The sequence below is a fragment of the Pantoea rodasii genome, from assembly GCF_002095465.1.
Classification (GTDB): Bacteria; Pseudomonadota; Gammaproteobacteria; order Enterobacterales; family Enterobacteriaceae; genus Pantoea; species Pantoea rodasii.
In genome coordinates this window covers 50,204-76,776 of the sequence record NZ_MLFP01000003.1, presented here as the reverse complement: position 1 = coordinate 76,776, position 26,573 = coordinate 50,204, and the positions used below count along the sequence as shown (strand labels likewise).

Sequence of the window (26,573 nt, the reverse complement as noted above, 5' to 3'; positions counted from 1 at the left end):
TACATTAATATCAACTCTCAATTATTTGACGAGTAGAAACTTTCCCGATGCAAATTCATGATGTTCTTACCCTCACTATCGCCTCGGTCTGCGCACTTTTTCTGACCAATGGCATTGCGGCTTTTCGCACCATCCTTAACTCCACTGATGACGAACAACGCGAAAAAAATCAAAGTAGGTCAATTTGATATGACCATGCGCCGCTATATGACAGGTGAAGGTGTGGGATATATCCTTACATCTGCTTTAAGCATCATGGGATGGGTAATGTACATTACGGGTTAAACGGCGTTTTTAATCAGTACCCTAAAGCGGCTGGGGATTTGAATTTTTAGACCGAACATGCCCGTCATGTCTCATGCCTGTGGAAACGCAGGACAGTGGTTCTACCATGAAAGCGGTATCAGCCCCCTAAGACGACCTTACTTTAATACAGCACCGTTCAACAAACGACCTGTCCTTCCTGATTATCAGGATAAAGAGCCGCGCGTAGGACGAAATCGTTGCCATGCCGTTTAGCGCATTGGCGCAATCCTGCAAAACCTATGAAGAATACGGCGAGCGAATCGCCAGTAATCATATTGAACTGGTCGCCATCGGCTTGATTGGGCCGAAAAAGAAAATCACTCGTCTGACGGGCAATCTTAAACTTTTCCGCTAACCCTCCTGCCCAGCGGCAAACCACGTGGGTGGTTGCCCCACATAACGGGTAAAGGCCACGCTAAATGCACTGGCGGAACGATAACCGACACGTTCGGCGACATCCGCCACCGCCATATTTTTGCCGCGCAGCATATTTTTGCCAATGCCATACGCCAGGTAAGCAAATAGACCATCGGCGCAACGCCCACGGCTTCACGAAAACGGACAAAGAAGGCCGAGCGTGATAGCGCGGACACTTTGGCTAACTGTGCGACGGTCCAGGAATGGGCAGGATTGGCGTGAATGTCACGGATCGCCACTGCCAGACGTTCATCCGCCAAACCGCGCATCACGCCAGGACAGGCATTGCGAATGGGCATCGATCGCAATGCTTCAATCAGCAGCAGTTCCAGCAAACGTTCTAATACCACATGTCGCGCGGGACGCTGCGCACGGCACTCATCCATCACCAGTTGTACCAGCGTGGTCAGCCGCGACTCACCGCGAATATGAATAAACTGGGGTAACAGCGAGACGATCAATCCTGCGTCGGGCGCAGCGAACTGACAATAACCAATCAGCGTCTGGACGTCTGCAGGCTGTTGTTGATCGCCGATCCAGAATTCACCGGGGCTGAGCATTTCGGGCAGTGTTTCAGGGGCATCGTCTTCTGGTGGCTCGGCACTGCTCATGCAAAACTCCCACGCTGCCGGAATCAGGACAAAATCGCCCTGCTCAAGCGTGATGGGTTCATGCCCTTTCATCTTCAATTGACTGCGCCCAGCCAGTACCAAACAGTAAAACGGCTGTCCGGTTTCACTGCGATTTACACGCCAGCGGCCATTGGCGCGTGCGCGTTTGGAGTAGGCCGCCTGCGGTTGCAGCAGCGACACCATCTCGGCCAGGGGATCGATCATCATGGACTCCTGCGAATGATATATGGACTTAGCGTTGTAGTGAGTCCAGCTCACTGACTCTATAGTGAGCATCTACCCAATGCAATGCAGGAGTGAAAGATGAAAACGATCCTTATCACCGGCTGTTCTTCCGGCTTCGGCCACGCAACCGCGATCTATTTTCTTGAGCGCGGCTGGAAGGTGATTGCCACCATGCGCAATCCGCGTCCTGAGCTGTTCCCAGCCTCAGAACATCTGCGCCTGTTGCCGTTAGACGTCTGTAATGCAGAGAGCATTAAACAGGCCATTGCTGATGCGGGTGAAATCGATGTGTTGGTCAATAACGCCGGCATCGGTGTGCTGACTTCAGTGGAAGGCATCCCTATGTCAACGGTACGTGATGTGTTTGAAACTAACACGATCGGCACCATCGCCATGACGCAGGCTGTGCTGCCTCAGTTCCGCGCTAAACGCGGCGGTACGGTGATCAACGTGACCTCAACCGTCACGCTGAAATCATTGCCGCTGCTGGCGGTGTATACCGGCAGCAAAGCCGCAGTGAATGCGTTCACTGAATCACTGGCGCTGGAGTTGCAGCCATTCAACATCAACGTGCGACTGGTGTTGCCGGGCCTGGCGCCCACCACCGACTTCGGCAAGAACGCCATGCCGCGCATGGAGGAGACTTTCCTCGACGCCTATCAACCGATGCTGGATGGCATTATGGCGGGGATGCACCAGCCGCAGCCCACCACTCAAGCTGAAGACGTTGCCGCAGCAGTGTGGCGTGCGGCGACAGATCCGAATGCCCCGATGCGCATTCCCGCCGGGGAAGATGCGGTGGCTTTGGCCAATCAGACAGCTTAAGCATAAGAACCAGGTAAATAGCCTGGTTCCCTTCGAGGTTAACGGTTATGTTGTTTGACTCCCCTGTTAGCCTTGAAGAACGATGGATGCAGATTCACTGTCTGGCTCAGATGCCACATTTCTATGATGAAGTTACTGACATGCTGCATCGCGAATGGTCCGAGCTGCCTAATTGGCACAACCGCGATGTGATCCGCCAGCGGCTGCAATCACGTAATGCCGCTGATGCCCAAACGATGACGCTGTTTGCCACCACACGCGAAGGCGAGTTGATGGCGACCGCCAGCATCATCCCTTACGAATTGAGTGATATCCCCGAGCGTGAATTTTGGCTGGGTGAAGTGATCACCGCTCGCGAGCATCGCGGTAAAGGCTTAGCCAGTGCGCTGGTAACCCGCCTGATTGACGAAGCGCGAGCAAAATCGATCCTTGCACTTTGGCTGTATACACCAGACCAACAGGCCATTTATCGCCGCTTCGGCTGGCAGGACGTGGAACAGCGAAACATCGCCGATGAGGACGTCACGGTGATGGTATTGAAACTGGAATAAGGAGCAATCGATGTTGATACGCAAAAACTACCCGGAACTGGGTGAAGTCAAAGCGCCCTACGTGCACGCAGTCAAGCACGGCGAAACCCTGTACGTCTCTGGCTTAACGGCATTCGCCACACCTGCACAGCAAGGCGACATGGCCACACAAGCTGAAGCCATTTTCCAGCAACTGCACCTGATTGCTGCGGCAGAAAATACCTCGCTTAACAATCTGATTAAGGTGACGATCTTCATCACCTCATTTGTCGAGATCAACGATTTGCGAGCTGTGCTATTTAAACATTACGGCGATCACTTACCGGCCAGTTCACTGGTGCAAATTAGCCAGCTATTCTCGCCTGATTTAAGCATTGAGATCGAAGCCATTATTGCGCTGTGATTTGCGCCAGCTGCTGCAGCGCCACGATGCCGTCACGTGCAATCCATGTGCGCAGTGGCGCAAACAGTGGCTCCGGCAACGCTTCTGGCGCAAACCACTGCCAGCCTTCGCATTTATCCGGCTCCAGCAACTGCGGTTCACCCTGTGGATGATGCGCCACCAGCAGCAAGGTAATGTAGTGTTTGTTAACCTCAGGGAACATATCGCTGACAAAAGCGCCATGGCTCAATTCCCCCAACACGAATCCCGTTTCTTCCAGGACTTCGCGCCGTGCGCAATCTTCCGGAGATTCACCAAACTCCAGGTGTCCGCCGGCAGCGGACCAGTCCCCCGATCCGTGGCTGCCTTTACGGCGGCCCAGCAATAATTTTCCGTCGCGGAAAATAAGCACGCCCACTCCAACTTGCGGTGACATAAAAGCTCCTACGATTAAGGGGCCGTCGTCACTGACGACCCAGCCATTATCACTCAATCCCAATCGGCTGATAACCCTGCCACTCAGGACGGAAAGGTTCGCCGCTGGCATCTGGCGTCAAATGAATATACAAACCACCGACCTGCTCCAGCAGCAGACAATCATCCACATCCTTCAGGTTATCTTTATGCTGGTGGTCGGCTCCCGGCAACAGGTTGGCGAGTCCTTTAGCTTTCGCCGCTTTGACGTCATTTGCGACAAACAGATCGAAAGCATGCAGCTCTGCCAGCGTAGAAGGATGGTACGCACCGGCATTCACAAAAAACAGCTTTTCACTGCCGGTTGTGGGCTTATCAGACAGAGACACGCGATAGCCATCAGCCCAGGTCACGCGCGCATAGCCATCAACATGGATTTTATCGGCATCACCAAACCAGGCTTCACGCAGCGCGGGCCAGGCATCCTCTGGTTTCTCAGCCGCAACAAACTGAATGTCATGTACTTCAATGTTAGATTTTCCGGCATTGCCGCCTACGTAAAAGATAAACAGGTTCACGTGGTCATTTCCTTTTGATAGACATAGGAGAGTCAGGCAGGCGTTATAAAACAAGATACATAGCGTTACAACCGTTTCATCTCGCAATCAGTCCAGTCATTGCTGAGGCTTAAACCGAAATGCCATTACCATCAAAATCACGATCCCAACGCTCATAATCGCCCACGCACTCTGCAGAGAATCTGCGCGATCGCGAACCATTCCGGCTACCAATGGCATCAGCGCCGCCAGCAAATAGCCGCCGCCTTGCACAAAGGACAGTAACGCGCCCGCCTGCTCCGGCGACTCTGCATGATCAAGTGTCACGATCAACGAGAGCGGGAACAGCGCGCCAATCCCTAATCCCAGTAGCAGGGTCGGCAGCCATGCCTGCGCACCGCCAAGCCACATCAAACTGAGTAATCCCAGCAAGATGGAGGCCAGCACCAGCAGTAACGGAAGTCGGCGATCGCGGAAGCGATGAATCAGACCAGACACGATAAACCCGGCCACCACCTCGGTTAACGTCAACGCACCCAGCGCATAACCGCTTTGCTGCGGCAACCAGCCATGCTGCATGTAATACGGCGGCAGCCAGGCCAGCACCAGGGTGTAAGCGCCCGTGCCGATCCCGAAGAACACCATCAGCAGCCAGGCTCGGACAGAGCGCGTGGCTTTGGGGCGATGCGTAGAGATGGCTGGCACGGTTCGGCGCAAGGTTATCAGCCACAGCAGCACCGCGATAATCGCCGGCACCACCGGAATGGCCAGCGTCATGCCCAATCCTTGTGCATCGGCCAGCGGTGCGGCTGTCGCGGCCGCGATCGCCGCACCCGCCATAATCCCGGTGGTAAACAGCGCCATCAGGGTGCCCGCCTGCGCCGCAAAATGCCGTTTAATCAGCGCAGGCATCAGCGCCTGAATCACACCGATACCTATACCCGCCACCAGCGCACTGGCAATCAACACCGTAGCGGAGGGATCCACACCGCGCGCCAGACAAGCCAAAGCCAGCAGAATCAACCCGGCGGCAATGCCCCGCACTTCGCCAATAAAGCGCAATAACCACGGCCCCGCCAGTGCCGCCAGGCCCATCATAATGACGGGTAAACTGGTGAGTAGGCTGAGTTGCGTCGCACTGAGCTGAGCCTCACGTTGTAACAGGGGAAACAGCGGCCCCATTGCCGCCATGATAGGCCGTAAATTCAGTGCGATAATAAAAACCAGTAAGGCAAACATGCCCATTGCAGGTAAGGTACGATTCACATTGCGTCTCCTTGCGCGTTGAAGTATCTTAACGTTAAGATACTTTGCGATGTCGCGATAGAGGGATGCGCACAATGCAACAAATGACAGAGGAAAAATGACCGACCACGTTGATTTTGTAATCGAGCAGTGGGCCAGCGCGATGCCGGAACTCGATGCCTCGTCCATGGCCGTATTCGGCCGCATGCTGCGCATCATGAAGCAACTCACCACAGCGCGCGCGGAGGCATTGGCGCCGTTTAATTTTCGTGATGGCGAATTTGATGTGTTGGCAACGCTGCGTCGAGCCGGTGAACCTTATTGCCTCTCACCCACGCAGTTGTATCAATCGCTGCTGATTACCTCAGGCGCAATGACCAATCGGCTTAATCGGCTTGAAGCCGTGGGTTCGATCAGACGCGTGGCCGATCCGGACGATAAGCGCAGCATGCGGGTTGCCTTGACGGAAGTCGGACGAGAAAAGATCGAGCAGGCACTGCAGGTGCATACTGAAACACAACGCCAACTGCTCTCGCCCCTGACCAGCGATCAACAACAACAGCTGCAGGCGTTACTCAGTCAGCTCATGCAGGCGACGGAAGCACAGCGGTAAAAATTTCGTTGTGGGATGTGTCAAATTATGAATTAATTCAGCCCGTTTTCCGCTATGTTAGCGCTTCTGCTACGCCTTTTACGGACTGAATGATGAGCACCAAATACGCCCCTTCGCAGATTATTCTCCATTGGTTGACCTTCTTGCTGGTGGTCACCGCCTATTGCACCATGGAGTTTCGCGGATTAGCGACGCGCGGCTCATGGCAAGGCTTCGCCATGATCATCGGCCATTTCAGCGCAGGAAGTTGCGTGCTGGTGCTGATGCTGTCACGCGTGTTGTTGCGCTTTCGCCATCGTAGTCCCGCGATTGTGCCTAAACCGCCGCACTGGCAAACCGGCCTCGCGCATCTGATGCATCTGGCGATCTATCTGTTCTTTATTGTGTTGCCGATCCTTGGCATTTTGTCGCGCTTCTATATGGGCCGCACCTGGTGGATCTTCGGCATTCCGATGCCGGTGAGCGGCGATCCCGATCCGGATTTCGCGGACAGCATTGCCGACTGGCATGAAACACTCGCCCCTTACGGTTACTGGCTGATTGGTATTCATGCCGTAGCAGCGCTCGCCCATCACTACCTGTTCAAAGACAACACATTACTGCGCATGATGCCGTCGCGTCGCTCGCGCTAATCCTGCTTTCTGCGCCCGGTAATCGCACTGGCCGGGCGACCAAAATAGCGTTGAAATGCCACGCTGAAATTACGCGGATGTTGATACCCCACCTGCCAGGCCGCCTGCGCCACCTGAAATCCCTGTTCCAGCAAGTGATGCGCGTGTTCCATGCGCATCTGCAACAACATCGCCCCCGGCGTGCAGTGAAAATGCTGCTGAAACCCGGTTTTCAGCTGATAGTCACTCAGTCCTGCCGCCAATGCCAGCGTGCCGAGCGAAAACGTTTCGTTGAGATGATCGTGCATCCATCCGCGCGCGTGCTCCAGCCGCTCAATCATCTGCGGATGCAACTTTGGCAGCAAAACACTGGGCTGGATCTGATGACGATGCAGCGCCAGCAGGCTTAACGCCTGAATTTCCCGTAACAACGGGTCGTCTTGCGTTTGATTAAGCTGCGCGACAGTGGCCTGGCCGAAGCGACTGAACAGATGGCGCTTGAGCTGTGGCTGTAATAAACCCTCAGCGTCCTGCTCACCAAAGTAGTGACGAACGCTGGCGGCACTCAGGATCAACCGCAGCTGTTGTACCCGTTCACCGGCACGATAAAGCCGCTCGCCATCGCTGGCCTGAAAACTGGTGACAGTGAGATGTCCGGCGCTGAAAGCGATCTCGCGTCCGTTGCATTCGCGATAGCGTGAATTTCCCAGCTGGCCGAAAGTCAGCACCAGCAGAGGCTGATTGTGACTGGGCTGCGCGGATTCACTCAGCGCGTGAATCGGCCAGTAGTCCGACTGCACCATGCGCATATCCCATGACAGTTGATGCTGGCGCACATGCCTTTCACCGGGCTTTTGCATCCTTTCTCCTCACGCAGAGTTTAATCGCCGTGCCACAGACAAATGAGAATAAATTGCATTTGCGCGAAAGGCTAGGCTGATGTTCTCGTTATCTGCTCAGGACATGGCTATGCGCTCACCTCTTTCCACACTCGATGCTTTGCTGGCTCAGCAGGCACTTAACGGCGCCGTTGCGCTGGCGTTTGAACATCGTTTGTTTGATTTTCTGGCACTGCCCGCCACGGCTGCGCAAGTTGCTCAGCATTATGACTGGCTACCACAACAGGCTAATCATCTGTTACGTTTGATATGGAGCACCGAACTGCTGGTGCATGAAGGTGATTGCTTTGTGCTGGCGCCCGATGTGCATGTGTTTCTCTGTCACGGCAGCAGCCGTTATATCGGCGATGCCTGGCGCTATCGACATCAGGTGTTGCAGCAGTTTGGCCAACGCCTGCCGCAGCTGTTAACCCAGGCGCAACCCGGCTGGCAGGACCCGTTGCAGATTGACACCGCATGGGCCGATGCGGCGCTGCATCAGATTGCTCAGGAACAACGTGCACTCAGCGCCGACACCGCCTGTGATATTGCGGATACGCTGGCTGATTTTCAGCGTCCGGCGCTGTTGCTGGATATGGGCGGTGGGCCAGGGTTGATCAGCATTGCATTAGCCCAACGTTTTCCGCAGCTTTCAGCCATCGTGTTTGATTTGCCCCAAACCGCCACGGTGGCGCAGCGCAATATTGAAAAGGCGGGCTTGAGCGATCGCTGTTGTGCGCTGGCGACCTTTCCAGAACAGCGTCAGGTCGACATCATCTGGAGTTCATCGTTTCTCTACTTTATGGCGGACAGACAGGCGATGCTGCGCGAGTGGTTCACGCGCTTAAAGCCAGGCGGATTGCTGATCAGTGCCCATGCAGAAGTCCCCGAAAACCCAGAGGAGGCACGGCAGGTGCTGCCATTCTTTACCCCGTTAATGATGCGAGGTTACAACGTCACTAATGAAGGGATGTTGTGCGAGGAATTGCAACAGGCAGGATTTGTGATTGAGCGCGTCCAGCGAATGCAACCGTTCCCGATGTCGCCGCTCGATGTCATCATGGCGCGAAAACCTAAAACGTTAAGCTAAAGCTGTCATCCAGCAGCGCAATGATCTCGCTATCCGGCAAGCCGTTTTCCAGCGTCAGGCTAATCCAGTGCTCTTTGTTCATGTGATAGGCCGGATAGACGCCATGCTGCTGGCGCAGTGAACCGGTGAGTTCGGGATGGGTTTTGATATTCATCACCTGAACCACCGGGCCTGCGTCCAATCCGAGTTTATGGCTCTCCAGCGGGAACACCAACGCAAACCATTTACGGTGGCGAGGGTGCCGCAGAACCGCATATTCACTGTGTTTTTTCCACGGATAGTCGGGTTCAATTTGGTAGGTTTGGCTGATGTGCTCGAACAGTTGCTGGCGATTCATGGTGGTTCCCGATGTGTGGCAGTCATTGTTGGCCTTGAGCAAATAGCACAAGGCCGCGCCCTACGTTATAAGGCGCGGCCCGTTGTGACAAGGTCTTCAACTCAGATGACTAACTCAACTTAACTGAAAACGCCCTACCGTATGCGCCAGCTGTGCGGCCTGGTCTTCCAGCGAACTAGCCGCCGCCGACATCTGTTGCACCAGCGCGGCGTTCTGCTGCGTGGTGCCGTCCATTTCATTCACCGCAATGGTCACCTGACTAATTCCGCGCGCCTGCTCATCGGATGCCACCACAATTTCACCGATGATGGTGCGCACAGAGTTCACTGCCTGGGTCATCTCCTGCATGGTCTTACCGGCGTCCTGTACCAGTTGAACACCGCTGCCAACACGCTGGCTCGACTCCTCAATCAGCGCCGCAATCTCTTTCACCGCGTTGGCACTGCGCTGCGCCAGATTACGCACTTCCGAGGCCACTACGGCAAAACCACGGCCCTGCTCACCGGCACGCGCCGCTTCAACTGCGGCATTAAGCGCCAGAATATTGGTCTGGAAAGCGATGCTGTTAATGATGGCAGTGATATCGCCGATCTTTTTCGCACTGTCATCAATTTGCGCCATGGTCTGCACCACTTCACCTACCAGCGATTCACCCCGGCCGGCAATCTGCGTGGCATTTTCCGTCAGCTCCGTTGCCTGATGTGCATTGGTGGCGTTGTGTTTCACCGTAGCCGTAATCTGCTCCATGCTGGCAGCCGTTTGCTCCAGCGCCGCCGCCTGCTGTTCGGTGCGTGAGGCCAGATTAAGGTTGCCGCTGGCGATCTCCCCAGCGCCCTGTCTTACCGACGAACTGGCATCCTGGATCTGACCGACAATCTCACGCAGTTGGTTCTGCATGGTATGCAGCGCATAGAACAGGCTACTGTTGTCACGTTCTTTTAGGACGATCACGTTATCTAGCTTGCCATCGGCTACCGCCAGCGCAATGGTGGCGGCTTCCAGCGGCTCGCCCCCAATCGGTTTCAATACTTTACGACTGAATAACAGACCCAGCAGCGCACACACCACCAGAATGCTGATGATCATCAGAATCACGGCGTTGACCAACTGGCGATGGGCCGCCGCCATCACTTTGCTCACCGGGGCGACCACGCCGAGATACCATTTCTGACCGCTGTTGCCGATGATAATCGGCTGCCAGGTGACCATGCCATCTTCACCCAACAAGGCGTCATGTTGTTCAACCACTGACGCGCTGTAGTTGTGCGTATCGCCCTTCCACGCTTTGCTGGTCTGGTTTTTATCCGGATAGGACACCACGTTGCCCGCGCTGGACAGCAGCATAGCGTAACCACTGCCATCCCACGGCTTGATTTTGTTGACCTTTTCCTGCAATGACGCCAGTGAAATATCAGACGTGACAACCCCCCACAGTTTCCCCTGGCTGATGATCGGCGCAGCCACTGACGTCAACAGCGTTGGGACGCCGTTATAGGCATAGCTATAGGGTTCGATTAACGTGTCTTTCTGGCTTTTCTGCGGCAGCAGATAGTAATCACCCTGACCTGGCGTAAAGATTGAGGTCAGCGGATGCATATTAAAATTGCCGGCCTGATTGCGATCGACGAAGTAGGCATAGCGCCCTTTAGGTGCGGCATTAGGCTGAGTCGCGAACTCGGCATCGCGTCCATCAAAGGCATTTTCTTCAAAAATCACTGAAATGGAGAGATAGTCCGGGTTATCACGTAACGCGGATTCCATCACTTTGTCGGCCACTTTACGATCCTGAATCCCTGCCGCAGGCAGTGCAATCAGGCTGTGCCCGAGGTTATGCGCCACATCGCGCGCATAGCTTAACTGCTGCTGAATTTGCAGCGCCTGGGTCTGCGCAATCTGCTGCAGATAGTTTTCTGCCAGTGACTTTTGCTCGTTACTGGACTGCCAGCTCAACACGCCGATAGTGACGGCAAAGCCAAGGGTGATAGTTAAGGCGCCCGTCAGCAGCATCTGCGTGCGGGTGCTCATTGTTTTCTTTGATGCGTGTTTGGCCATTATGGCGCTCCTGGGGTTGACACTTTTCGGCTTAAAATGAACCACTCCCTGTGCACCTACATTCCTTCTGAAGAGACTATCGGCGCGCGGCACAGGAACTTGATGGATGAGCAGGTCGGAGGAGAGCGTGATGAAGGGGAAGTTTGCAGCGTGTTGTGTTGCACGGGCGCCTCTCAGGCCGCCCGCGGGTGCATCAAAGTGCACCTTTCCGTCATGAATAGTTGAGCTAAAACATCAGTCGTTATTTAAAGCTGTCGCTTGCCGCTTTGGCGATGGCGATTTCATTCGGGTTAGCAGAACCGCTGACGCCCACGGCACCAATAGTATTGTTCTGCCACACCACCGGTGAGCCGCCGCCCAGCGGGATCACGCCCGGCAAGGTTGCGATAGCCGGTTCTTTACCGTTGGCGCGATCCATATATTTGTCTGTTGGCGTGCGATACAACGCGGCCGCGCGACCTTTCAGAATCGAGGAATCGATGCAGCCGACGGGCGCATTGTCCATGCGATTAAACGCCAGCAGCTGGCCTGACTGATCCAACACCGCAATACAGACGTTGGCGTTTAGCGCATGCGCTTTTTCCTGTGCGGCCGCGATCAGCTTCTGCGCATCGCCTTGCGAGAGAATGGTTTGCGTCAGGGTGGCGTGCGCGGCGGCAGAACCAAACAGCGCGGCGCTCAACAGCGCAAGGGATAAAGCCTTTTTCATTGAAGTCACTCCTTAAAGGGTCATACCGTTATGAATCCGGGCGACGTATACGTCGCCCGTAAAAGTTATTTCCGGCGGCGCAGGAAAAGGATCAGCGCCACCACGATCACCAGCAGCGCGACCACGCCACCGATGATGCTTAACGCATGCGCGTATCGCACCAGCCAGCTGCCGCTTTCACCTTTTAGCGTTTGCTCTACATCGGCTGAGGTAATCACATGCTGCGGATTGCCGAAGTTGGTGGAGACGTAATCCGCCACTTTGGCCAGTTCGGCCTGACTAAACTGCGTGCGAAATTCCGGCATAAAGGCGTGATCGTTGCCGGTCTGGCGATCGACCCCTTCTGCAATCGTCATGATCAGATTGGCGGGATCGTCCGACAGCACCGCTGACGATCCGACCAGCGAGGGATAGAAGCGCTGCGTATCGTGGGTTCCGCGTCCATCACTGGCGTGACAGGTGGCACAAGCCCCGTTGTACAGTTGCGCCCCGCTCATCGCATCGCCGGAGACATAATCGGTAATCTCATTTTTCATGCCGGTTTCAATGGCCGACAGCGGTGTAGCCTGAGGCGCTACCGAAGGCGCTTTACGATCCACGCCGCCAATCGCAGGCACCTGTTTCAGGTAATGTGCCATCGCCTCCAGATCGTTCTGCTGCATTTTCGAGAACGAATTCTGTACCGCTGTGCCCATCTCACCTGCGGCAATCGCTTTACCGTGCAGCGCGCCAGTGCGCAGGTAAGTGACAATCTCCGCTTCACTCCAGTCACCGATACCCGCCTGCGCATCTGGCGTGATATTCGGTGCCGTCCAGCTGCCAACCTTACCGCCCGACAGGAAGCGATCGCCCTGTTCCGCCATCATGCCGTTACGTGGCGTATGGCAGGTGGAACAATGCGCCAGCGTGCGCACCAAATACTCGCCGCGTTCTGCACTGCCTGCGGCCGCATCGCTGCCTGGCACCGCCTTGCTATCGAGGAACAACAAATTCCACATCGCCATCACCGGACGGAAAGAGAACGGGAACGGCAGATCGGTTGCGGGGGCCGGATGATCGTCGGCTGGCACGCCGAGCATCAGATACGAATAAAGCGCGTGGATATCTTCGTCTGACAGCCCGGCAAATGAGGTGTAAGGCATCGCGGGATAGAGGTAATGATTGCCCGGCGCTTTGCCTTTACGCATCACATCGGTGAAATCCGCCAGGCTATAGTTGCCAATCCCGGCGGTTTTCGATGGCGTGATGTTGGATCCATAAATCATCCCCATCGGTGACTGAATCGCGTAACCGCCCGAGAAAGGTTTGCCGCTGTGCGGATCGCGATGACAGGCCGAACAGTCCCCGGCGGTGGCCAGATATTCACCCCGCTTGACCAGATCCGGCGAGGCCTCCTGCGCCTGCACAGCACCGGCCAGTAGCAGACTGGCAGCGGCAAGGCGCAACAATGGTTTGCGCATCATCAGATCTCCCTCGCGATGGTGTCGGCCATGCGCAGCGCCAACGCGATGCCGGTCAACGTCGGATTCACCGTGGCAGAGGTGGGCATCACGCCGGTGGTGGCGAGGAACAGATTGGGATGATCCCAGCTACGGCAGTGCGCATCGACCACCGAATCACGCGGGTTATCGCCCATAATGGTGGTGCCCATGATGTGATACTGATTGCGCCAGCCGGTCGGTGCTTCAATCACTTCACCGTTAAAGGCCTGCAGGAAGTTAGCGAAATCCTTGTACGCCTGCGGGCGCATGCCGCGCACGTAATCATCAAGATGGTAATTAACGTTGATCATCGGCAGGCCAATCGAATCTTTGCGATCGTAGTTTGGCGTTACGCGGTTGGTCGGACTTGGGAGCGTTTCACTCATGGTACTGATGTTCATGATGCGTGAAGCGCGGTCACGAATCGCGTCATCCAGCGCTTGTCCCATCATGCCTTGCTTTAGCAACGGCACGGTAACATCGACGTTCGGCACCAGGTTACGCAGCGAGTAACGAATGGCTGAATGCTGTGCGCGACTGGCTTCATCGCGGCGATTGGCGATAGTGCCGTGCTGCACGGATCCACGTCCGGTCCACAGCGGTTCGTCAGCGAGGAACGTCAGGCTCAAACCGGTGTGATCCATCAGGTTACGACCAACTTGATCGGAACTGTTGGCGATATCGTTCATCAGCAACAGTTTTGGCGTTTCCAGACCGTGTGCGGCGATGATAAAAGTCTTCGCGGTGAGGCGCGTATCTTTGCCATCAGGCTGACGATAATGCAGCGCGACGATCTTGTTACCTGCGCCTTTCTCCAGCTTCCAGGCAACACATTCGGTGCGTAGCTGCACGCCCAGCGCCACGGCTTTATCGACGTGCATATCGCCGGAATACATTGCGCCAATCGGGCAGATCGGTTCGCAGTTGTTGTTACCTGCGCAAGCCGGGCGGCCATCATAAGGACGTGACACGCGGGCGTGCGGCTCATGAATCACCTGATAACCCATCGGGCCCAGCTTTGACTGCATGCGCTGCACCATATACGGCTTGGCTTCCGGCGGCAGCGGATACTCTGCTGAACGTGGCGGATAGTGACCGCGCCCTTGCCCGCTTTGGTCCTCATCGGCGGTGCCAACGACGCCGACTTCTCGCTCGGCTTTGACATACCACGGCTCCAGCTCGCTGTATTCCATCGGCCAGTCACGGCCAACGCCGTAAACGCTTTTTAGCTTGAAGTCGTTGGGTAACAAGCGCCAGCAGGCGGATGCCCAGTGACGCGTACTACCACCCGCGACACGTAAGTAGCTGGTGACATATTCGAAATCTTCATCCCCTTTGGCATCGATATAGCCTTCGGTGTAAGAGTTCGGTGCCCACGGCAGATTCGGATAAGGCGCGCACCAGTTACGTTTACTGGCACCGTTTCGGTAGTTTTCCACCGCTTTCCAGCGCGGAATATAAGGCCCTGCTTCCAGCATAATTACCGATTTGCCCGCTTTCGCCAGCTGATAAGCGGCGTTGGCGCCCAGCGCACCGGAGCCGACGATCACCACATCGGCATCAAATTCACTCATGATGTACCTGCTCGATTCTTGTTATAGGTTGTTGTGCTGCGCCAACATCGCCTCGGCTTCCACGAGGGTTTTGGCTTTGCCCTGCACCATCAGTAACCAGGGGGCATCAGGCTGTTTAATCTGCTTTGCGGCCAGCGGGGATTGATCGCCCCATTCGCGAATCAAGGTGGACATCGGTGGCGCTGTCACACCCGGCGGCACTTCGGCCCAGTAATCCCCGCCTGCTCTGGCATAACTCGGACGAATGGTGTGGTCACGCGTTGGCTCATACATCAGCGCCGACAAGAAGGTGACGAAGTGCGCGTCATCCACCGCTTTGGTGGTGGAGGGATGTCCGGTATAGCCGAGATACCACGGGGAAATAATTGTTAGCGCGGTCTTCACATCTGCATCATCGAGTTGCGCGACGATCTGCTCACGATCTTCGCTATGCAACGCATTGAGACGGGTCATCAGGCGCGCCAGCTGTGCCGGGAATTGCGTATCCTGCTCACACAACAGCGTCCATAACCGTTCGGTGATGCCAATATCAAGGCCACGGCGTCCGGTTAACAGTTCACTGGCACGCAACAGCAGCGCCTGAGCGGCATCCGCAGGTGCGGCCAACAGCGGCTGTAACGGGATGGAGACGATGACCGGCGTGGCCATCATCAGTTGTAAAAAACGTCTCCTTTCCATGGCTAACCCGCTTTCAATGCCGACAGCGCGCCCTGCGCCGCTTCCGCATCCACGTTGCCATCTGGCGTGCTGACACCAATGGCACCGACCACCACACCGTTCACTTTTACTGGCTCACCGCCTGGCAGCGGCACCACCACCGGATTACCCAGCATGCCGATATTTCCAGCAGCGATTTTCTGCTGGAAGCTGGATGTCGGCACGCCAAAAGCTGCCGCCGAGTGCGCTTTCTTCGGCGCGAGTTCGCTGTTCGCCAGCGTTGCCCCATCGAGACGCTCATAGGCAATCAGTTGGCCAAACGGATCGACCACCGCAATCGCGCCGCCGATGTGATGGCTGCCAATGATCTGCTCGGCTTTTGCCACCAGCTGTTGTGCCTGGTGATGAGTTAAAACGGCGACCTGGTTAACGGGTTCGGCGGCTTGCGCTGCGGCACAGAAAAGTCCGCCGCACAGCAGCACTGTCGTGATTTTTTTCATTGGTAAGATCCTGAATAGTGAATCGTTTAGGGGGAAAGCTCAGCGACGTGCCAGACGTTGCTGAATCAGATGATCGAGGCTCCATTTGCCGCCGCCGTGCAGGCACAGCATCAGGAAACCGGCGGCGCAGGAGATATTTTTCAACCACACCATCAGGTGTGCGTGGCTATAACCCTGATAGAACAGGAAACCTGCCATGACCGAAAACACCGCCATAAAAATGGCCGTGAAACGGGTCAGGAAACCAAAGGCAATCGCCAGACCGCCGCCCACTTCCAGCAGGATAACCAGCGGCAGGAAGAAAGCAGGGACGCCGTTATCCGCCATGGTTTGCAGGTTGTCTGCATAGTGGGTGATTTTGTCGAGACCGGAAGCGAAGAACAGACCCACCGCCATGACGCGGCCGAGCACAGCGAAGAGATCTTTTGAGTGAGACATGATGTAACCGTTCTATTATGTAGTTGTTAATGAACCAAACGGTACACTCTATAACTTTAGTTACATTTATCATTTCGTGCGGCTAAAAAACGTTCGGCGCATGACTTGTGCAACATTGCAGCGCACTTCGCTTAAAACAACGGCGATAAAATATCTGATGGGTATCAGGGCGCTGAGGGATCTTTTTGAAGTAGATCACACTATTTATGCGGTCTTTGACCTGCGGATATAGGGCCGCTGCGCTCCGCTAACTCTACGTTTTTAACGCTTTTTTAAGTAAAAATCCTAAAGCGTAAAGCGCAGCGCAATGTCAGCCAAAAGCGATCTGATCATTAACAAAAATATAACACTGTCTTGCGTCGTGATTTATGCCGCGCCGGGCAGCATTATTCCTGGAAGGAATGAATTAATAACCTTCGCAGAATATTTTTTATCGGTTGTCGATGCCAGGATGACGTAAACCCTATCGGAGAACCGACATGACTTATCGCTTTCTCGTGACCACCACTGACCTCGGCCAGGGAGGCCGTCAACGCCTCGCTGATGCAGGCTGTGTGGTCGATTATCTTGATGACGCCAATGACGTTGCTGAAGTAGAGCGTCGGATGAGCAGCGTGGCGTACGACGCGGTGATCTCGCGCACCGTTGAATTGAACGCGAAAGCCATCAACGCCTGCCCAACGCTGAAAATCATCTGCAAGCACGGCGTGGGCGTCACCAATATCGACGTGGCGGCCGCTACCGAACGCGGCATTCCGGTGCTGACCACGCCGGCTACCAATGCACAATCTGTTGCTGAACTGACGCTGGCGCTGATGCTGAACTGCGCGCGCCGCCTGCCCTTTTCCAACAGGAAGTCGCCGCCGGACGCTGGACCCGCAGCGGCGATGGCGAAGAGTTACAGGGCAAAACCCTTGGACTGGTCGGCTTTGGTGAGATTGGCCGTCGCGTGGCGCGCTTCGCACGTGTGATTGGGATGCAGGTCTCATTTTTTGATCCTGCCGCCCCGGCTGATGGCGACTTTGAAGGTGCTCAGCGCTGTGGTTCGCTAGACGAGCTATTGCCGCTAGCGGATGTGCTGAGTTTGCACTGTCCGGTTACACCCAAAACTCGTCTGATGATCAACGCACAACGTTTGGCGCAGCTGCCCGCACACGCCACGCTGATCAATACCGCTCGCGGTGAATTGATTGATGAAGAGGCGTTGGCTGTCGCGTTGCAAACTGGCCAACTGCGTGCCGCGGCACTGGATACCGTGGCGCTTGAGCCGCTGGCTGCCGATCATCCCTTCCGCACGCTCAGCAACCTGATCGTGACCCCGCATATCGGTGGCTCAACGCCGCAGGCACTGGATGCCGTGGCACAAAGTGCGGCACGCCAGTGTCTGGATTTTCTTGATATTCAACAGATCAACCCAACCGCCTGCGTGAATCCGCAGGTGCTAAACCGGAGTTAACCTATGACCATCCATAAAGACTGGCCGATTGGCTATTTCATTGGTGAACGCGGCGCGCCGATCGATGCGGGCGTGATTGATGCCTTCCGTGCACTGCCGGTGCCGAATATTGGCGACTCCATGGGGCGCAGTGTCGGTGCGCTTGGCTTACAGGCTTATCACAACGATGCCAATCTGGTGCTGTGCGGCCCGGCGATCACGGTGAAAGTGCGCCCTGGCGATAACCTGATGATTCATAAAGCCATCGAGATGGCGCAGCCGGGCGATGTGATCGTGGTAGACGGCTCAGGCGACCTGACACAAGCGTTGATCGGCGGCCTGATGCGCACCTCCGCTGTCACCAAAAAGATTGCCGGCTTCGTGATTGATGGCGCAGTGCGCGACCTCAATGAATGGGCGGAAGGCGGTATTGCCTGCTGGGCACGCGGTAACACCCTGCGCGGTCCTTCCAAAGAAGGCCCAGGCGAGGTCAACACCACGGTGCACTGTGCGGGACTGGTGGTGTCGCCCGGCGATTTGATCGTTGCCGATGCTGACGGCGTGATTGCCATCGCCCAGGATGAGTTGAGCGTGCTGCTCCCTCGCGTGCAGCAACATGCACAGCGTGAAGAGAAGATCCGCGCCAGCAATTTAGCAGGCAGCAACGATCCTGAGCGTTTCAATGCCATCCTGCGTGCCAAAGGTTGTCCGGTCTAAGGCTGTCGGTCGATACACCTGTGCTGAAGGGCGCGCAATGATATCCGCCCTTCACAAACCATTATAAAAATAACGGAGTACCCTACCGTGCTGAAAAAAATTTCGCTGAGCGAGTCGATCCCCCCGCCGATGACCTGGCGTGACAACTTCACACCAGAAGAAGGTAAGGCCTTTGGTGCGCAACTCTCTGCGCGTCTGGAACGCTTACCTGCCGCGCGCCCGTTGTGGCTGATTATTTTGCGCTGGCGATGGGAGGTTGGTTTGAAGTTTATGATGTGTTCCTGACCGCCTATATCGGTCCAGGCATGGTTCGTGAAGGGATTTTTTCCCACGGTAGCCATAACTTTTTCGATCCCCAAAGCCTCGGTGCATTTGTCGCGGCGATGTTCCTCGGGGTGTTCCTCGGCACCTTGCTGATCGCCAATCTGGCTGACCGCATCGGGCGTAAAAAGGTGTTTATTATCGCGTTACTGGTTTACGCGGTGGCCAGTGGCATTATGGCCTTTCAGCACCATCCGTTTGCTGTGGTGTTTTGGCGCATCATCTCTGGCATCGGCGTGGGTGCTGAGCTGGTGACCATTGATGCCTATGTTTCTGAATTTATCCCGGCGCGTTTGCGCGGACGATCCTATGCCTTTGTGCAGGCGATCCAGTACACCTCGATTCCGACAATCGCTTTCCTCTCATGGCAATTAGTCCCGCAGGAAATCCTCGGCTTAAGCGGCTGGCGTTGGGTGGTGTTGTTTGGCTGTATCGGCGCGGTGTTGGTGTGGATCCTGCGGATGGGATTACCGGAAAGCCCACGCTGGCTGGTGGAGAAAGGCCGTTACAAAGAAGCGGAAGACGTGGTACGCCGACTGGAAGCGCGTGTGGCCAAATCCACCGGTTCCGCGCTGCCTGCTATTGATCCTGCGCTGCTGGTCCCGACTCCTTTGGCACCGGCGGTGAAAAACGAGATGTGGCGTCCGCCGTATCGTCGTCGCACCATCATGCTGCTGGTATTCAACTTCTTTCAGTCGATCGGCTATTACGGATTTGCCAGTTGGATCCCGACACTGCTGGCAGCAAAAGGCGTGACCTTTACCCACAGTTTGCTCTACTCCTTCCTGATCGCCTTTGCCAGCCCGCTGGGGCCGCTTTTAGCGATGACCTTTGCCGATCGCATCGAGCGTAAGTGGCTGGTCAGTGGCTCTGCGCTGGCGATTGCGCTGGTCGGTACGGTGTTTCATGGCAGTCACAGCCGGTGATGCTGGTGACTTTGGGACTGCTGCTGTCGTTAGCCAGTACCTGTATGACTTTCTCTTACCGCGCTTATCAGGCTGAGTTGTTCCCGACGCGTTTTCGCGCTAAAGCGATTGGGCTGGTTTACTCGGTGAGCCGTATCAGCGGCATGCTGTCAGGCTTTACCATTGCCTGGGTGCTGAGTGAGATGGGTGTCAGCTCGGTATTCGCTGTAATCTCAGGCGCGATGGCGATCGTGGTGTTTACCATCGGTATCTTTGGTCCGCGTACGCTGAATCGCCGTTTAGAAGAGGTGAATCCTTAAGGGTGTGATGACCAAAGGGATGTTAAGACAAGGTTTAAGTGGCGGGATTAGGCAGCTGCCTAATCCCGTTTTCAATGATGGTTATTTCTGTTCCGGCAACGCGTACGCCAAAACATAATCGCCCACTGGCGTTTCCATAAAGTGATGCCCTGCGGCGACAATCACCAGATACTCGCGTCCATTTTGCGTGTAGATCATTGGGTTGGCCTGGCCACCTGCAGGCAATTCGGTGCTCCACACTTCCTTACCGGTTTGCATATCGATAGCGCGGATCAAATCATCCGTGGCCGCCGCGACAAAGATCAGTCCGCTGGATGTCACCACTGAACCGCCATTGTTCGGCGTACCAATGTTAATCGGCAATCCGGTTGGCAGACCAAACGGACCATTGCGCCGTGCGGTGCCCAGTGGACGATCCCAGATAGTGCGTCCATCGCGCAGATCGATGGCGCGGATACCTCCATACGGCGGCTCTTTACACAGCATTCCGGTATAGGGCAAGCGCCAGCCCGCATTCACGTTCACCGCGTAAGGCACACCGATTTGTGGATCGCCTGCCCCTTCAGCATGGCCTGTATCGTGCGGGTTATAAGGGATTTCATCGCGGGGTTTCCATCCCAATGCATCGGCTTTAGCACGCGGCACCAGAATGTTGTAGTTCGGCATATCGTTATAGTTAGCAATGATGATGCCGCGAGTCGGATCCACCGCCACGCTGCCCCAGTCAGAACCGCCGTTATAACCCGGATACTCAATCGAATGACGATCGGCCTCCGGCGGCGTGTACTGCCCTTTATAGCTGGCTTGCTGGAATTGAATGCGGCACACCAATTGGTCCACTGGCGTTAAGCCCCACATATCCTGCGGCGTGAGATCCGGTTTGCTGAGGTGATGGAACAACGAATAAGGCTGGGTTGGCGAGCGTTGATCTGGCTCTACGCCGCCACCAGGCACCGGACGTTCCTCCACACCAAACAGCGATTTGCCAGTGCGGCGATCCAGCACATAAATTTCGCCCTGTTTGGTCGGCATAATAATGGCAGGCGTTTTGCCACCGTTTTTATCCGGATAATCCACCAGTGTAGGCTGAGAACCGGGATCGTAATCCCACACATCTTTATGTGCGGTCTGGAAAGTCCAGGCCGGCAAGCCGGTATCAATATTCAGTGCGGTCAGTGAGACCGAATACTTGTTTTCGGCAGGCGACCGCGTGCCGCTCCAGTAGTCACCGGATGAGTTTCCGACGGGCAGATACACCAATCCTAACTTGTCATCGCCGGTGAATGAGGTCCAGACATCAGGTGAGCCGCGTTTGTACGCATTGGGTCCTTTCTTCGGTGTAGCCGTATCCGGGTCGGCAGCATCCCAAGCCCATTTCAGTGCGCCAGTACGCACATCATAGGCTTTTATCACGCCCGGTGGACCGAATGCGCGCTGTCCATCGATGGTCTGATGCCCCACCACCAGGGTGTCACGAATCACCACCGGTGCGGAGTTGACTGCCACATAGCCGTCGTAAGTTTCCCCCATATCTTCAGCGAGATTAACCGTGCCCTGATTGCCGAAACTGCGGCACACTTCACCGGTTTTGGCGTTAAGTTCGATGATACGGGCATCCAGCGTACCAAGGATGATGCGCTGCTGGCAGTCGCTGTTATCACCGCTCGGCGCGTCAGCCACTTGCCCGACAGTTGCGTGGCTGTTGGTTTGGCTGTCGTACCACGTTAACCCGCGACAGGCAGCGGTGTAGGGAATCGATTTATCGCTGACCTTCGGGTCAAAGTGCCACTTCTCTTTACCTGTGGCTGCATCCAATGCAAACACCATATTGCGTGCGGTACAGGTATACAGCGTATCGCCCACCTTGATCGGCGTGTTCTCACCACCCCAACGCGCTTTCGGTAAATCACCGGTGCGGAATTGCCAGGCAAGCTTGAGGTCTTTCACGTTATCAGGCGTGATCTGACTGGCATTGGCGAAACGCTGTGACGCCAGGGAACCGCCGTAGGTATACCAATCGCCACTGTCTGGCGTAGAAGCTTTCCCACTGCCGGTGTCCGCCATGTAGTTGGCTGACCCTGCTGCAGGTACATCTGTGGCCGGCGTTTCATTGAGTGGTGCAAAGGGCAGCGCCGCAGCGACCACAAAAGCGACAATCAGCACTGCCGCCAGCGCGCGTGAAGCACCACGACTGATGCGCGGTACCAGATTCGGCAACTGGAAGGCAAACGCAATGCCGAGAATCAGCATCAATGCGAAGCGCGGCACCCAGCGCCAGTAATCCAGCCCTGATTCCTGAATGGTCCAGATCAGCGTGCCGACAAATACCAGCGCGAACCAGCCTGCACCGCTGGTGCGCTTCATGAATATCAGCACAGCGGAAATGATCAGCCCGATACCGGCCAGCACGTAGTACCCGTTACCACCTAATGCCACCAGCCAGCCCCCACCTGCGGCCAGGATAATCCCCAGCAACAGCAGAATGAGGGCAAAGAGTTTATTCCAGAGCGAAAGTCTGGGTATTTGATTTGCGATGTTCAAAATAATGTTCCTTTGCCATAAATAATTGCAGGATTAAATTTTTTTTAAACTTCGCGCTTAATTCTAGAATCTCTGAGTGATTTTGCTGATCTGATTGGCAAAGAGAGCAAATAAGCGGCACTTTTTATCCGCTTCTTTTCCCTACTTTTTCTATAACTAAACGGGCAACTTGTCTCTGGATCAATGATGGCTCCCATTTTTTCCCTACTAAAAACGGTGGTTTTTGATCTGGCGCAAGATCGCTAACTCGGACTGCTGTCAGCTTATTCCTCACAGGCGCACAACGCCGCATAACAAGAGGAATAAAATCATGACAGGTAAAATGGGATTGGCGGGATTGTTAGTGGTTTGGCTGGTATACGTAGCGTGGATGGTGACTTACTACTCCGGAACATTTTCACTGTTTACGCATTGATCTTGCATCTGAAATTGCAAACAACTACTGGCATAGCCATTTCCTTGAAATGGCTTTTTTATTGGCAGCAAGCACTGATTATCTACGAAGAATGAGTGGAAGCAATTTGTCCGGTGATTCACAAATAGAGTTCGCCTGAGCCGCCATCAACTCCCCCTGACTGGCATAACCCCATGCTGCGCCGATGGACGTAATGGCATTATGCTGAGCAGCCACGACATCATCTTTTCGGTCACCGATTAACACACATTCACTCACCGCCAATTTATTTTCAGATACCAAATGTGCGACTAAATGATCTTTATTATCGAAACGGCCATCATTTGTGCTGCCATAGACTTGATGAAAAAAATGCTGAAGTCCATTGTTTTCCAGCATAAGGTCGGCAAAGTGTTGTCGCTTTGAAGTGGCGATAAACAATTGAATGCCTGATTCTATCAACCTCGCTAAAACATCATCTATTCCTTCATAACATCTTGCGATGAACACACCGTAACGCCGATAGTGTTCACGATAGATTTCAATAGCCTGATCGATACGAGCATCATCAAAAGGTGCCAGAAGCTTTTCAAATATAACCCTCATCGGTGGGCCAATCAGTGCCTTAATATTCTGATTATCTGGTTTTTCATAGCCTAATTCTTTCAGTGCGAAAAGTATGCTTTTTTCTATGCCGGGAAATGAATCGACTAACGTCCCATCTAAATCGAAAATAACGTTCCTGATATATTGCATAATTTAATCTACATACCCCGCCATCCTATAGGGAGTGCAGATTAAAAGAGTTTCTAAAGACTTCATAATACAAAAAGGCACGAGCTTATTTGATCATCTGATAAGCCATTGGCGTAAAACGTCAGACGTGACTCACCTGAATCTGCGGCGCAAATCCGCCCCGTGCACAGTCGGTGCTCAACCCTCATGACGGTTTACTCAGGGGTAGCCTGTTAACTAGCGGCCAATAAGGCTTTATCCACGTCTCTGGATAGAAATTTCAGGCTGAAATCGCCACGATTGCTGCTGGTCAATGAGCCAATGCTACCCACATTCGGCTCATGCAGTGAGCCGAATAAAATTTAATCGGCTCACTGCATGAGCCAATTAAAGTCAGTGTTCGGTTCAGATGATCAGAAGGGGGAAATAATGAGGTCGTTATGGCAGCAGCGTGACTGCCGAGTTATCGCTTGATAAACAGGATAAATTATTCAGGCGCGCATCGAAGCGCACCTGTCAGAACAACAGCCTTATCAGGCTGCTTTAACCGCGCGCACTTTCTTTTCTGGTTTTCCGGTTTCAGCTTCCGCAGAGGCTTCAGATTCAGCAGAAGCTTCAGTCTCAACTTCAACTTCGGCAGTCGCTTCTTCCTTTACCGCATCCGGCAATTTGCTGGTACGCAAAATATGCTGCACCGCGTCTTTCTGTTCTGCCAGTAACATGCCCAATGCTTCGGCCTGTGCTTCACCCAGTTCAGGCTGATTTTGCTGCAGCCAGTCGGTGAAGGCGTCGGCCATATCGAGCATTTTATCCCAGGCATCCGCGTCTTTTTTATTGGCAAACGTCATCTTCTCTTCACCCTTTCTGACAACAACATATTTGGTTTCGACTGCCATGATGCACCTCGGCTTACTGTATTTATATACAGTATATTCTAAGCAAACTTTTTTGAGCAATCACTTTCTGCTCATCAAGCCAGTAATTCTTCCAGGAACGTGGCCAGCGCTTTGCGCGGATCATCCTCTTCGGACACGATCATTTCAATGCCCCACTGCCCTAACACCTCTCTCGCCACCGGATTATTGCGGTTGGTGAACAGATAGGATTTAGGGCGCGCGGTAGCCAATCCAGTGCGGCCCCACATTTTCGTCAGGCGGTAGAATAACAGACGAATGTTAAAATCACTGATGCTGTACCCGACAAACAACACTGAATTGCCCATCACGTCATGCGTCAGTTTGATATCCAGCGGCGAATCAAAATAGAGGCGTTCGAAGTAGCTGCTTTCATCCAGCACGATAGACGTATCATCGTCAAAATCGCCATGAAGTTTAATAATGTGACGTTTGTCTTCAGTCAATGAGACTAAATCCGCCGCGTTCGCCACTTTGCTGTACGGCACATTATGCGCTTCGTGCGCCATCTCCAGCCAGCGATCGTAATTGGTGGTGTAAATGCGCGAGAAATTGCCCTGCGTGATCATGGTGTGAATTTCAGAGCTACGCACATCGATATCCGGGCGATGCCATTCGCGATCCATCCAACTGCGTAACGGACCTAGCGAACCTTTGCGCTGCTTGTAATATTCCGCCAGCGAAAGGTGCGTACCGTAGGTATTAAAGATCTTCGGATCGTAACCCAATTCTTTGGCCAGATGCGCAATCAGCTCATGCCACTCCGGCAGACCAAGATTGCGTGAAATACCCGCGCCCGCAAACAGGATCAGTTTGCCTGCATCGTAGGCGCGTTTGAGTTCCGGTTTCATGCCAGTCCCCGTGAAGTTTTAAGAAAGGTGGCGAAACGATCCAGTGCCAGTCTGCGCATGGATATTTCATTTTTCAATTCACCCATTTCGGCGAAGGTCTGTGAATGCCCTTCAGGAATGAAAACACAGTCCCACTGAAATTCGCGTGGCCCGGCTGGAGCGGGTGCAATAGTGCCGCGAAGTTCACCTTCAAACTGGTACATTTTACGGCCATCACAATAGCCCAGTACCGTTTTGGCGGTCACGCTGGGGCTATCCAGTCCGTTCACCAGTTTGGTGAAACGCTCTGCATTTAATCGGCTCCAAAAGATACGCGTTAACCCGGCGGGCAAGCCGTTCAGTCCATCCAGATACAAACCAGTATGCTCAACAAACAGTGGGCGACCAATGATTGAGAAAGCTTTGGTGAGTTTATCCCGCACCAATTCCACCTCATTTTCAGTCTGAATCTCTTCGATACGACGCGCGATGGGAATCACCTCAACGCCTACCGGTTCAAGGATGGTACGCACTTCAGCCAGCTTGAGCTCATTTGCAGATAGGAAACGAATTTTCATTGCAACCCGATGTTTTAAAGTGGGTGTAGCCATCAAAGCACGCACGGCGGGATTCGGTTTCAGCCTGCGTTCATTGGCCTGAGGTGCTGTCTACACGCTAAGGCGCTTACGTTTCATTCTAACGTGCGAATTTGTCCCTGGGTAGGAACAATGTCAGTGTGGAGAAAATGCGCTGTTCCCGCTTAATAAAGCTGCAGAACAGTGACGAGAGCAGCGTAATCGACTTAGGGCGCGTTACTCTGCCAACTTAACGGCAAACAACGTTAAAACGTCGTAGCATATGTCAAATCAGATTGCAGCCGGAATGAGTGTAAATAACGTGAAAACTATTGAGACAGTGGTCTCGCTTTTCCCTAAAATACCCCACTGAAAATATTAAATAATTATGACATAAAATTGAGAACAGCTAA

At 54.3% G+C, this 26,573-nt stretch carries 29 protein-coding genes and 3 pseudogenes; 13 read left to right on the top strand and 19 right to left on the bottom strand.

The genetic code is table 11. From position 1 onward, the window contains the following. Window positions 1-493: 493 nt before the first annotated feature. Window positions 494-661: pseudogene (locus HA45_RS04905) on the top strand (DUF2000 family protein); the annotation flags it as partial. On the opposite strand, the gene HA45_RS27890 reads toward HA45_RS04905, so the two are convergent. Both HA45_RS27890 and HA45_RS27885 read right to left on the bottom strand, forming a co-directional pair. Beyond that, window positions 658-777: a helix-turn-helix transcriptional regulator gene (locus HA45_RS27890; protein WP_244563413.1), complete on the bottom strand. Its 120-nt coding sequence runs from the start codon at window positions 775-777 to the stop codon at window positions 658-660. The pseudogene HA45_RS04905 and the gene HA45_RS27890 sit on opposite strands and share 4 nt — an antisense overlap. 305 nt (window positions 778-1,082) lie before the next feature. After that, window positions 1,083-1,538: pseudogene (locus tag HA45_RS27885) on the bottom strand (cupin domain-containing protein); the annotation flags it as partial. A 120-nt stretch (window positions 1,539-1,658) separates the two neighbouring features. Between HA45_RS27885 and HA45_RS04895 the strand changes: the two are divergent. The 3 genes from HA45_RS04895 to HA45_RS04885 are packed head-to-tail and all read left to right on the top strand — an operon-like array spanning window position 1,659 to window position 3,338. Next, window positions 1,659-2,405 (top strand): SDR family oxidoreductase, encoded by a 747-nt coding sequence (locus HA45_RS04895; RefSeq protein WP_100703995.1) that lies wholly within the window; start codon window positions 1,659-1,661, stop codon window positions 2,403-2,405. Window positions 2,406-2,452: 47 nt separating this feature from the next. After that, on the top strand, window positions 2,453-2,956 hold the full coding sequence (locus tag HA45_RS04890) for a GNAT family N-acetyltransferase (RefSeq protein ID WP_338064393.1): 504 nt from the start codon (window positions 2,453-2,455) through the stop codon (window positions 2,954-2,956). A gap of 10 nt (window positions 2,957-2,966) precedes the next feature. After that, a complete protein-coding gene (locus tag HA45_RS04885; protein ID WP_100703997.1) occupies window positions 2,967-3,338 on the top strand; it encodes a RidA family protein in 372 nt (123 codons plus the stop codon). Here HA45_RS04885 and HA45_RS04880 read toward each other — a convergent pair. From HA45_RS04880 to HA45_RS04870, 3 genes are all read right to left on the bottom strand, one after another. Further along, window positions 3,325-3,753, bottom strand: coding sequence for a nucleotide triphosphate diphosphatase NUDT15 (locus tag HA45_RS04880; RefSeq protein ID WP_100703998.1), 429 nt, complete (start codon window positions 3,751-3,753; stop codon window positions 3,325-3,327). The genes HA45_RS04885 and HA45_RS04880 overlap by 14 nt on opposite strands. A 49-nt stretch (window positions 3,754-3,802) precedes the next feature. Continuing rightward, entirely contained in the window at window positions 3,803-4,309 is a 507-nt protein-coding gene (locus HA45_RS04875; protein ID WP_100703999.1) for a DUF1543 domain-containing protein, read from the bottom strand. A 96-nt stretch (window positions 4,310-4,405) separates the two neighbouring features. Then, on the bottom strand, window positions 4,406-5,554 hold the full coding sequence (locus HA45_RS04870; protein WP_240629287.1) for an MFS transporter: 1,149 nt from the start codon (window positions 5,552-5,554) through the stop codon (window positions 4,406-4,408). A 97-nt stretch (window positions 5,555-5,651) separates the two neighbouring features. On the opposite strand from HA45_RS04870, the gene HA45_RS04865 reads away from it, so the two are divergent. Together HA45_RS04865 and cybB are read left to right on the top strand one after the other, a co-directional pair. Next, entirely contained in the window at window positions 5,652-6,146 is a 495-nt protein-coding gene (locus HA45_RS04865) for a MarR family transcriptional regulator (protein WP_100704001.1), read from the top strand. Between the two features lie 92 nt (window positions 6,147-6,238). Then, window positions 6,239-6,778, top strand: coding sequence for a cytochrome b561 (cybB, locus tag HA45_RS04860; RefSeq protein WP_100704002.1), 540 nt, complete (start codon window positions 6,239-6,241; stop codon window positions 6,776-6,778). Here the strand turns inward: cybB and HA45_RS04855 are convergent. Next, the gene (locus HA45_RS04855; RefSeq protein WP_100704003.1) at window positions 6,775-7,617 is read right to left on the bottom strand and encodes a helix-turn-helix domain-containing protein; all 843 of its coding nucleotides are present in this window, start codon (window positions 7,615-7,617) and stop codon (window positions 6,775-6,777) included. The two genes, cybB and HA45_RS04855, sit on opposite strands and share 4 nt — an antisense overlap. A 109-nt stretch (window positions 7,618-7,726) precedes the next feature. Here HA45_RS04855 and HA45_RS04850 point away from each other — a divergent pair, with 109 nt between their 5' ends. Beyond that, window positions 7,727-8,725 carry a methyltransferase domain-containing protein gene (locus tag HA45_RS04850; protein WP_100704004.1) on the top strand — a complete coding sequence of 333 codons (999 nt, stop codon included), beginning with the start codon at window positions 7,727-7,729 and terminating at the stop codon, window positions 8,723-8,725. Here the strand turns inward: HA45_RS04850 and HA45_RS04845 are convergent. The 8 genes from HA45_RS04845 to HA45_RS04810 all read right to left on the bottom strand — a co-directional run bounded on the left by HA45_RS04845 (window position 8,709) and on the right by HA45_RS04810 (window position 16,473). Then, window positions 8,709-9,062, bottom strand: a complete 354-nt coding sequence (locus HA45_RS04845) for an MmcQ/YjbR family DNA-binding protein (protein ID WP_100704005.1) — start codon at window positions 9,060-9,062, stop codon at window positions 8,709-8,711. The two genes, HA45_RS04850 and HA45_RS04845, sit on opposite strands and share 17 nt — an antisense overlap. 114 nt (window positions 9,063-9,176) lie before the next feature. Then, complete coding sequence (locus HA45_RS04840) at window positions 9,177-11,114, bottom strand: methyl-accepting chemotaxis protein (RefSeq protein WP_100704006.1); 1,938 nt, start codon at window positions 11,112-11,114, stop codon at window positions 9,177-9,179. A gap of 241 nt (window positions 11,115-11,355) precedes the next feature. Then, window positions 11,356-11,823 carry a GlcG/HbpS family heme-binding protein gene (locus HA45_RS04835; protein WP_034829794.1) on the bottom strand — a complete coding sequence of 156 codons (468 nt, stop codon included), beginning with the start codon at window positions 11,821-11,823 and terminating at the stop codon, window positions 11,356-11,358. A gap of 65 nt (window positions 11,824-11,888) precedes the next feature. Further along, window positions 11,889-13,286, bottom strand: a complete 1,398-nt coding sequence (locus HA45_RS04830) for a cytochrome c (protein ID WP_240629288.1) — start codon at window positions 13,284-13,286, stop codon at window positions 11,889-11,891. Beyond that, a complete protein-coding gene (locus tag HA45_RS04825) occupies window positions 13,286-14,878 on the bottom strand; it encodes a GMC family oxidoreductase (protein WP_100704007.1) in 1,593 nt (530 codons plus the stop codon). The genes HA45_RS04830 and HA45_RS04825 overlap by 1 nt, the downstream gene beginning before the upstream one ends. Before the next feature lie 21 nt (window positions 14,879-14,899). Beyond that, window positions 14,900-15,556, bottom strand: a complete 657-nt coding sequence (locus HA45_RS04820) for a sugar dehydrogenase complex small subunit (protein ID WP_100704008.1) — start codon at window positions 15,554-15,556, stop codon at window positions 14,900-14,902. Between the two features lie 2 nt (window positions 15,557-15,558). Further along, entirely contained in the window at window positions 15,559-16,035 is a 477-nt protein-coding gene (locus HA45_RS04815; protein WP_100704009.1) for a GlcG/HbpS family heme-binding protein, read from the bottom strand. A 39-nt stretch (window positions 16,036-16,074) separates the two neighbouring features. Next, window positions 16,075-16,473: a DoxX family protein gene (locus HA45_RS04810; RefSeq protein ID WP_100704010.1), complete on the bottom strand. Its 399-nt coding sequence runs from the start codon at window positions 16,471-16,473 to the stop codon at window positions 16,075-16,077. 479 nt (window positions 16,474-16,952) lie between these two features. On the opposite strand from HA45_RS04810, the pseudogene HA45_RS27880 reads away from it, so the two are divergent. From HA45_RS27880 to HA45_RS28610, 6 genes and pseudogenes are all read left to right on the top strand, one after another. Beyond that, window positions 16,953-17,258: pseudogene (locus tag HA45_RS27880) on the top strand (hydroxyacid dehydrogenase); the annotation flags it as partial. 38 nt (window positions 17,259-17,296) lie between these two features. Further along, a complete protein-coding gene (locus HA45_RS27875; RefSeq protein ID WP_244563412.1) occupies window positions 17,297-17,929 on the top strand; it encodes an NAD(P)-dependent oxidoreductase in 633 nt (210 codons plus the stop codon). A gap of 3 nt (window positions 17,930-17,932) precedes the next feature. Then, on the top strand, window positions 17,933-18,625 hold the full coding sequence (locus HA45_RS04800) for an RraA family protein (RefSeq protein ID WP_100704012.1): 693 nt from the start codon (window positions 17,933-17,935) through the stop codon (window positions 18,623-18,625). 87 nt (window positions 18,626-18,712) lie between these two features. Continuing rightward, window positions 18,713-18,910, top strand: a complete 198-nt coding sequence (locus tag HA45_RS27870) for a hypothetical protein (RefSeq protein WP_244563370.1) — start codon at window positions 18,713-18,715, stop codon at window positions 18,908-18,910. Further along, complete coding sequence (locus HA45_RS04795) at window positions 18,850-19,872, top strand: MFS transporter (protein ID WP_280174496.1); 1,023 nt, start codon at window positions 18,850-18,852, stop codon at window positions 19,870-19,872. Before HA45_RS27870 ends, HA45_RS04795 begins: the two co-directional genes overlap by 61 nt. Before the next feature lie 5 nt (window positions 19,873-19,877). Beyond that, window positions 19,878-20,171: an MFS transporter gene (locus tag HA45_RS28610; RefSeq protein WP_280174495.1), complete on the top strand. Its 294-nt coding sequence runs from the start codon at window positions 19,878-19,880 to the stop codon at window positions 20,169-20,171. 81 nt (window positions 20,172-20,252) lie between these two features. Here HA45_RS28610 and HA45_RS04790 read toward each other — a convergent pair whose 3' ends face one another. The 5 genes from HA45_RS04790 to HA45_RS04770 form a co-directional block, all read right to left on the bottom strand. Then, window positions 20,253-22,712 (bottom strand): membrane-bound PQQ-dependent dehydrogenase, glucose/quinate/shikimate family, encoded by a 2,460-nt coding sequence (locus HA45_RS04790; RefSeq protein ID WP_240629289.1) that lies wholly within the window; start codon window positions 22,710-22,712, stop codon window positions 20,253-20,255. Window positions 22,713-23,205: 493 nt separating this feature from the next. Then, entirely contained in the window at window positions 23,206-23,862 is a 657-nt protein-coding gene (locus HA45_RS04785) for an HAD hydrolase-like protein (protein WP_100704014.1), read from the bottom strand. Window positions 23,863-24,374: 512 nt separating this feature from the next. Then, entirely contained in the window at window positions 24,375-24,737 is a 363-nt protein-coding gene (locus HA45_RS04780) for a YebG family protein (protein ID WP_100704015.1), read from the bottom strand. 74 nt (window positions 24,738-24,811) lie between these two features. Then, window positions 24,812-25,606, bottom strand: coding sequence for an SIR2 family protein (locus tag HA45_RS04775; protein WP_100704016.1), 795 nt, complete (start codon window positions 25,604-25,606; stop codon window positions 24,812-24,814). Next, a complete protein-coding gene (locus tag HA45_RS04770) occupies window positions 25,603-26,163 on the bottom strand; it encodes a non-canonical purine NTP pyrophosphatase (protein ID WP_100704017.1) in 561 nt (186 codons plus the stop codon). Before HA45_RS04770 ends, HA45_RS04775 begins: the two co-directional genes overlap by 4 nt. Window positions 26,164-26,573 lie beyond the last annotated feature (410 nt).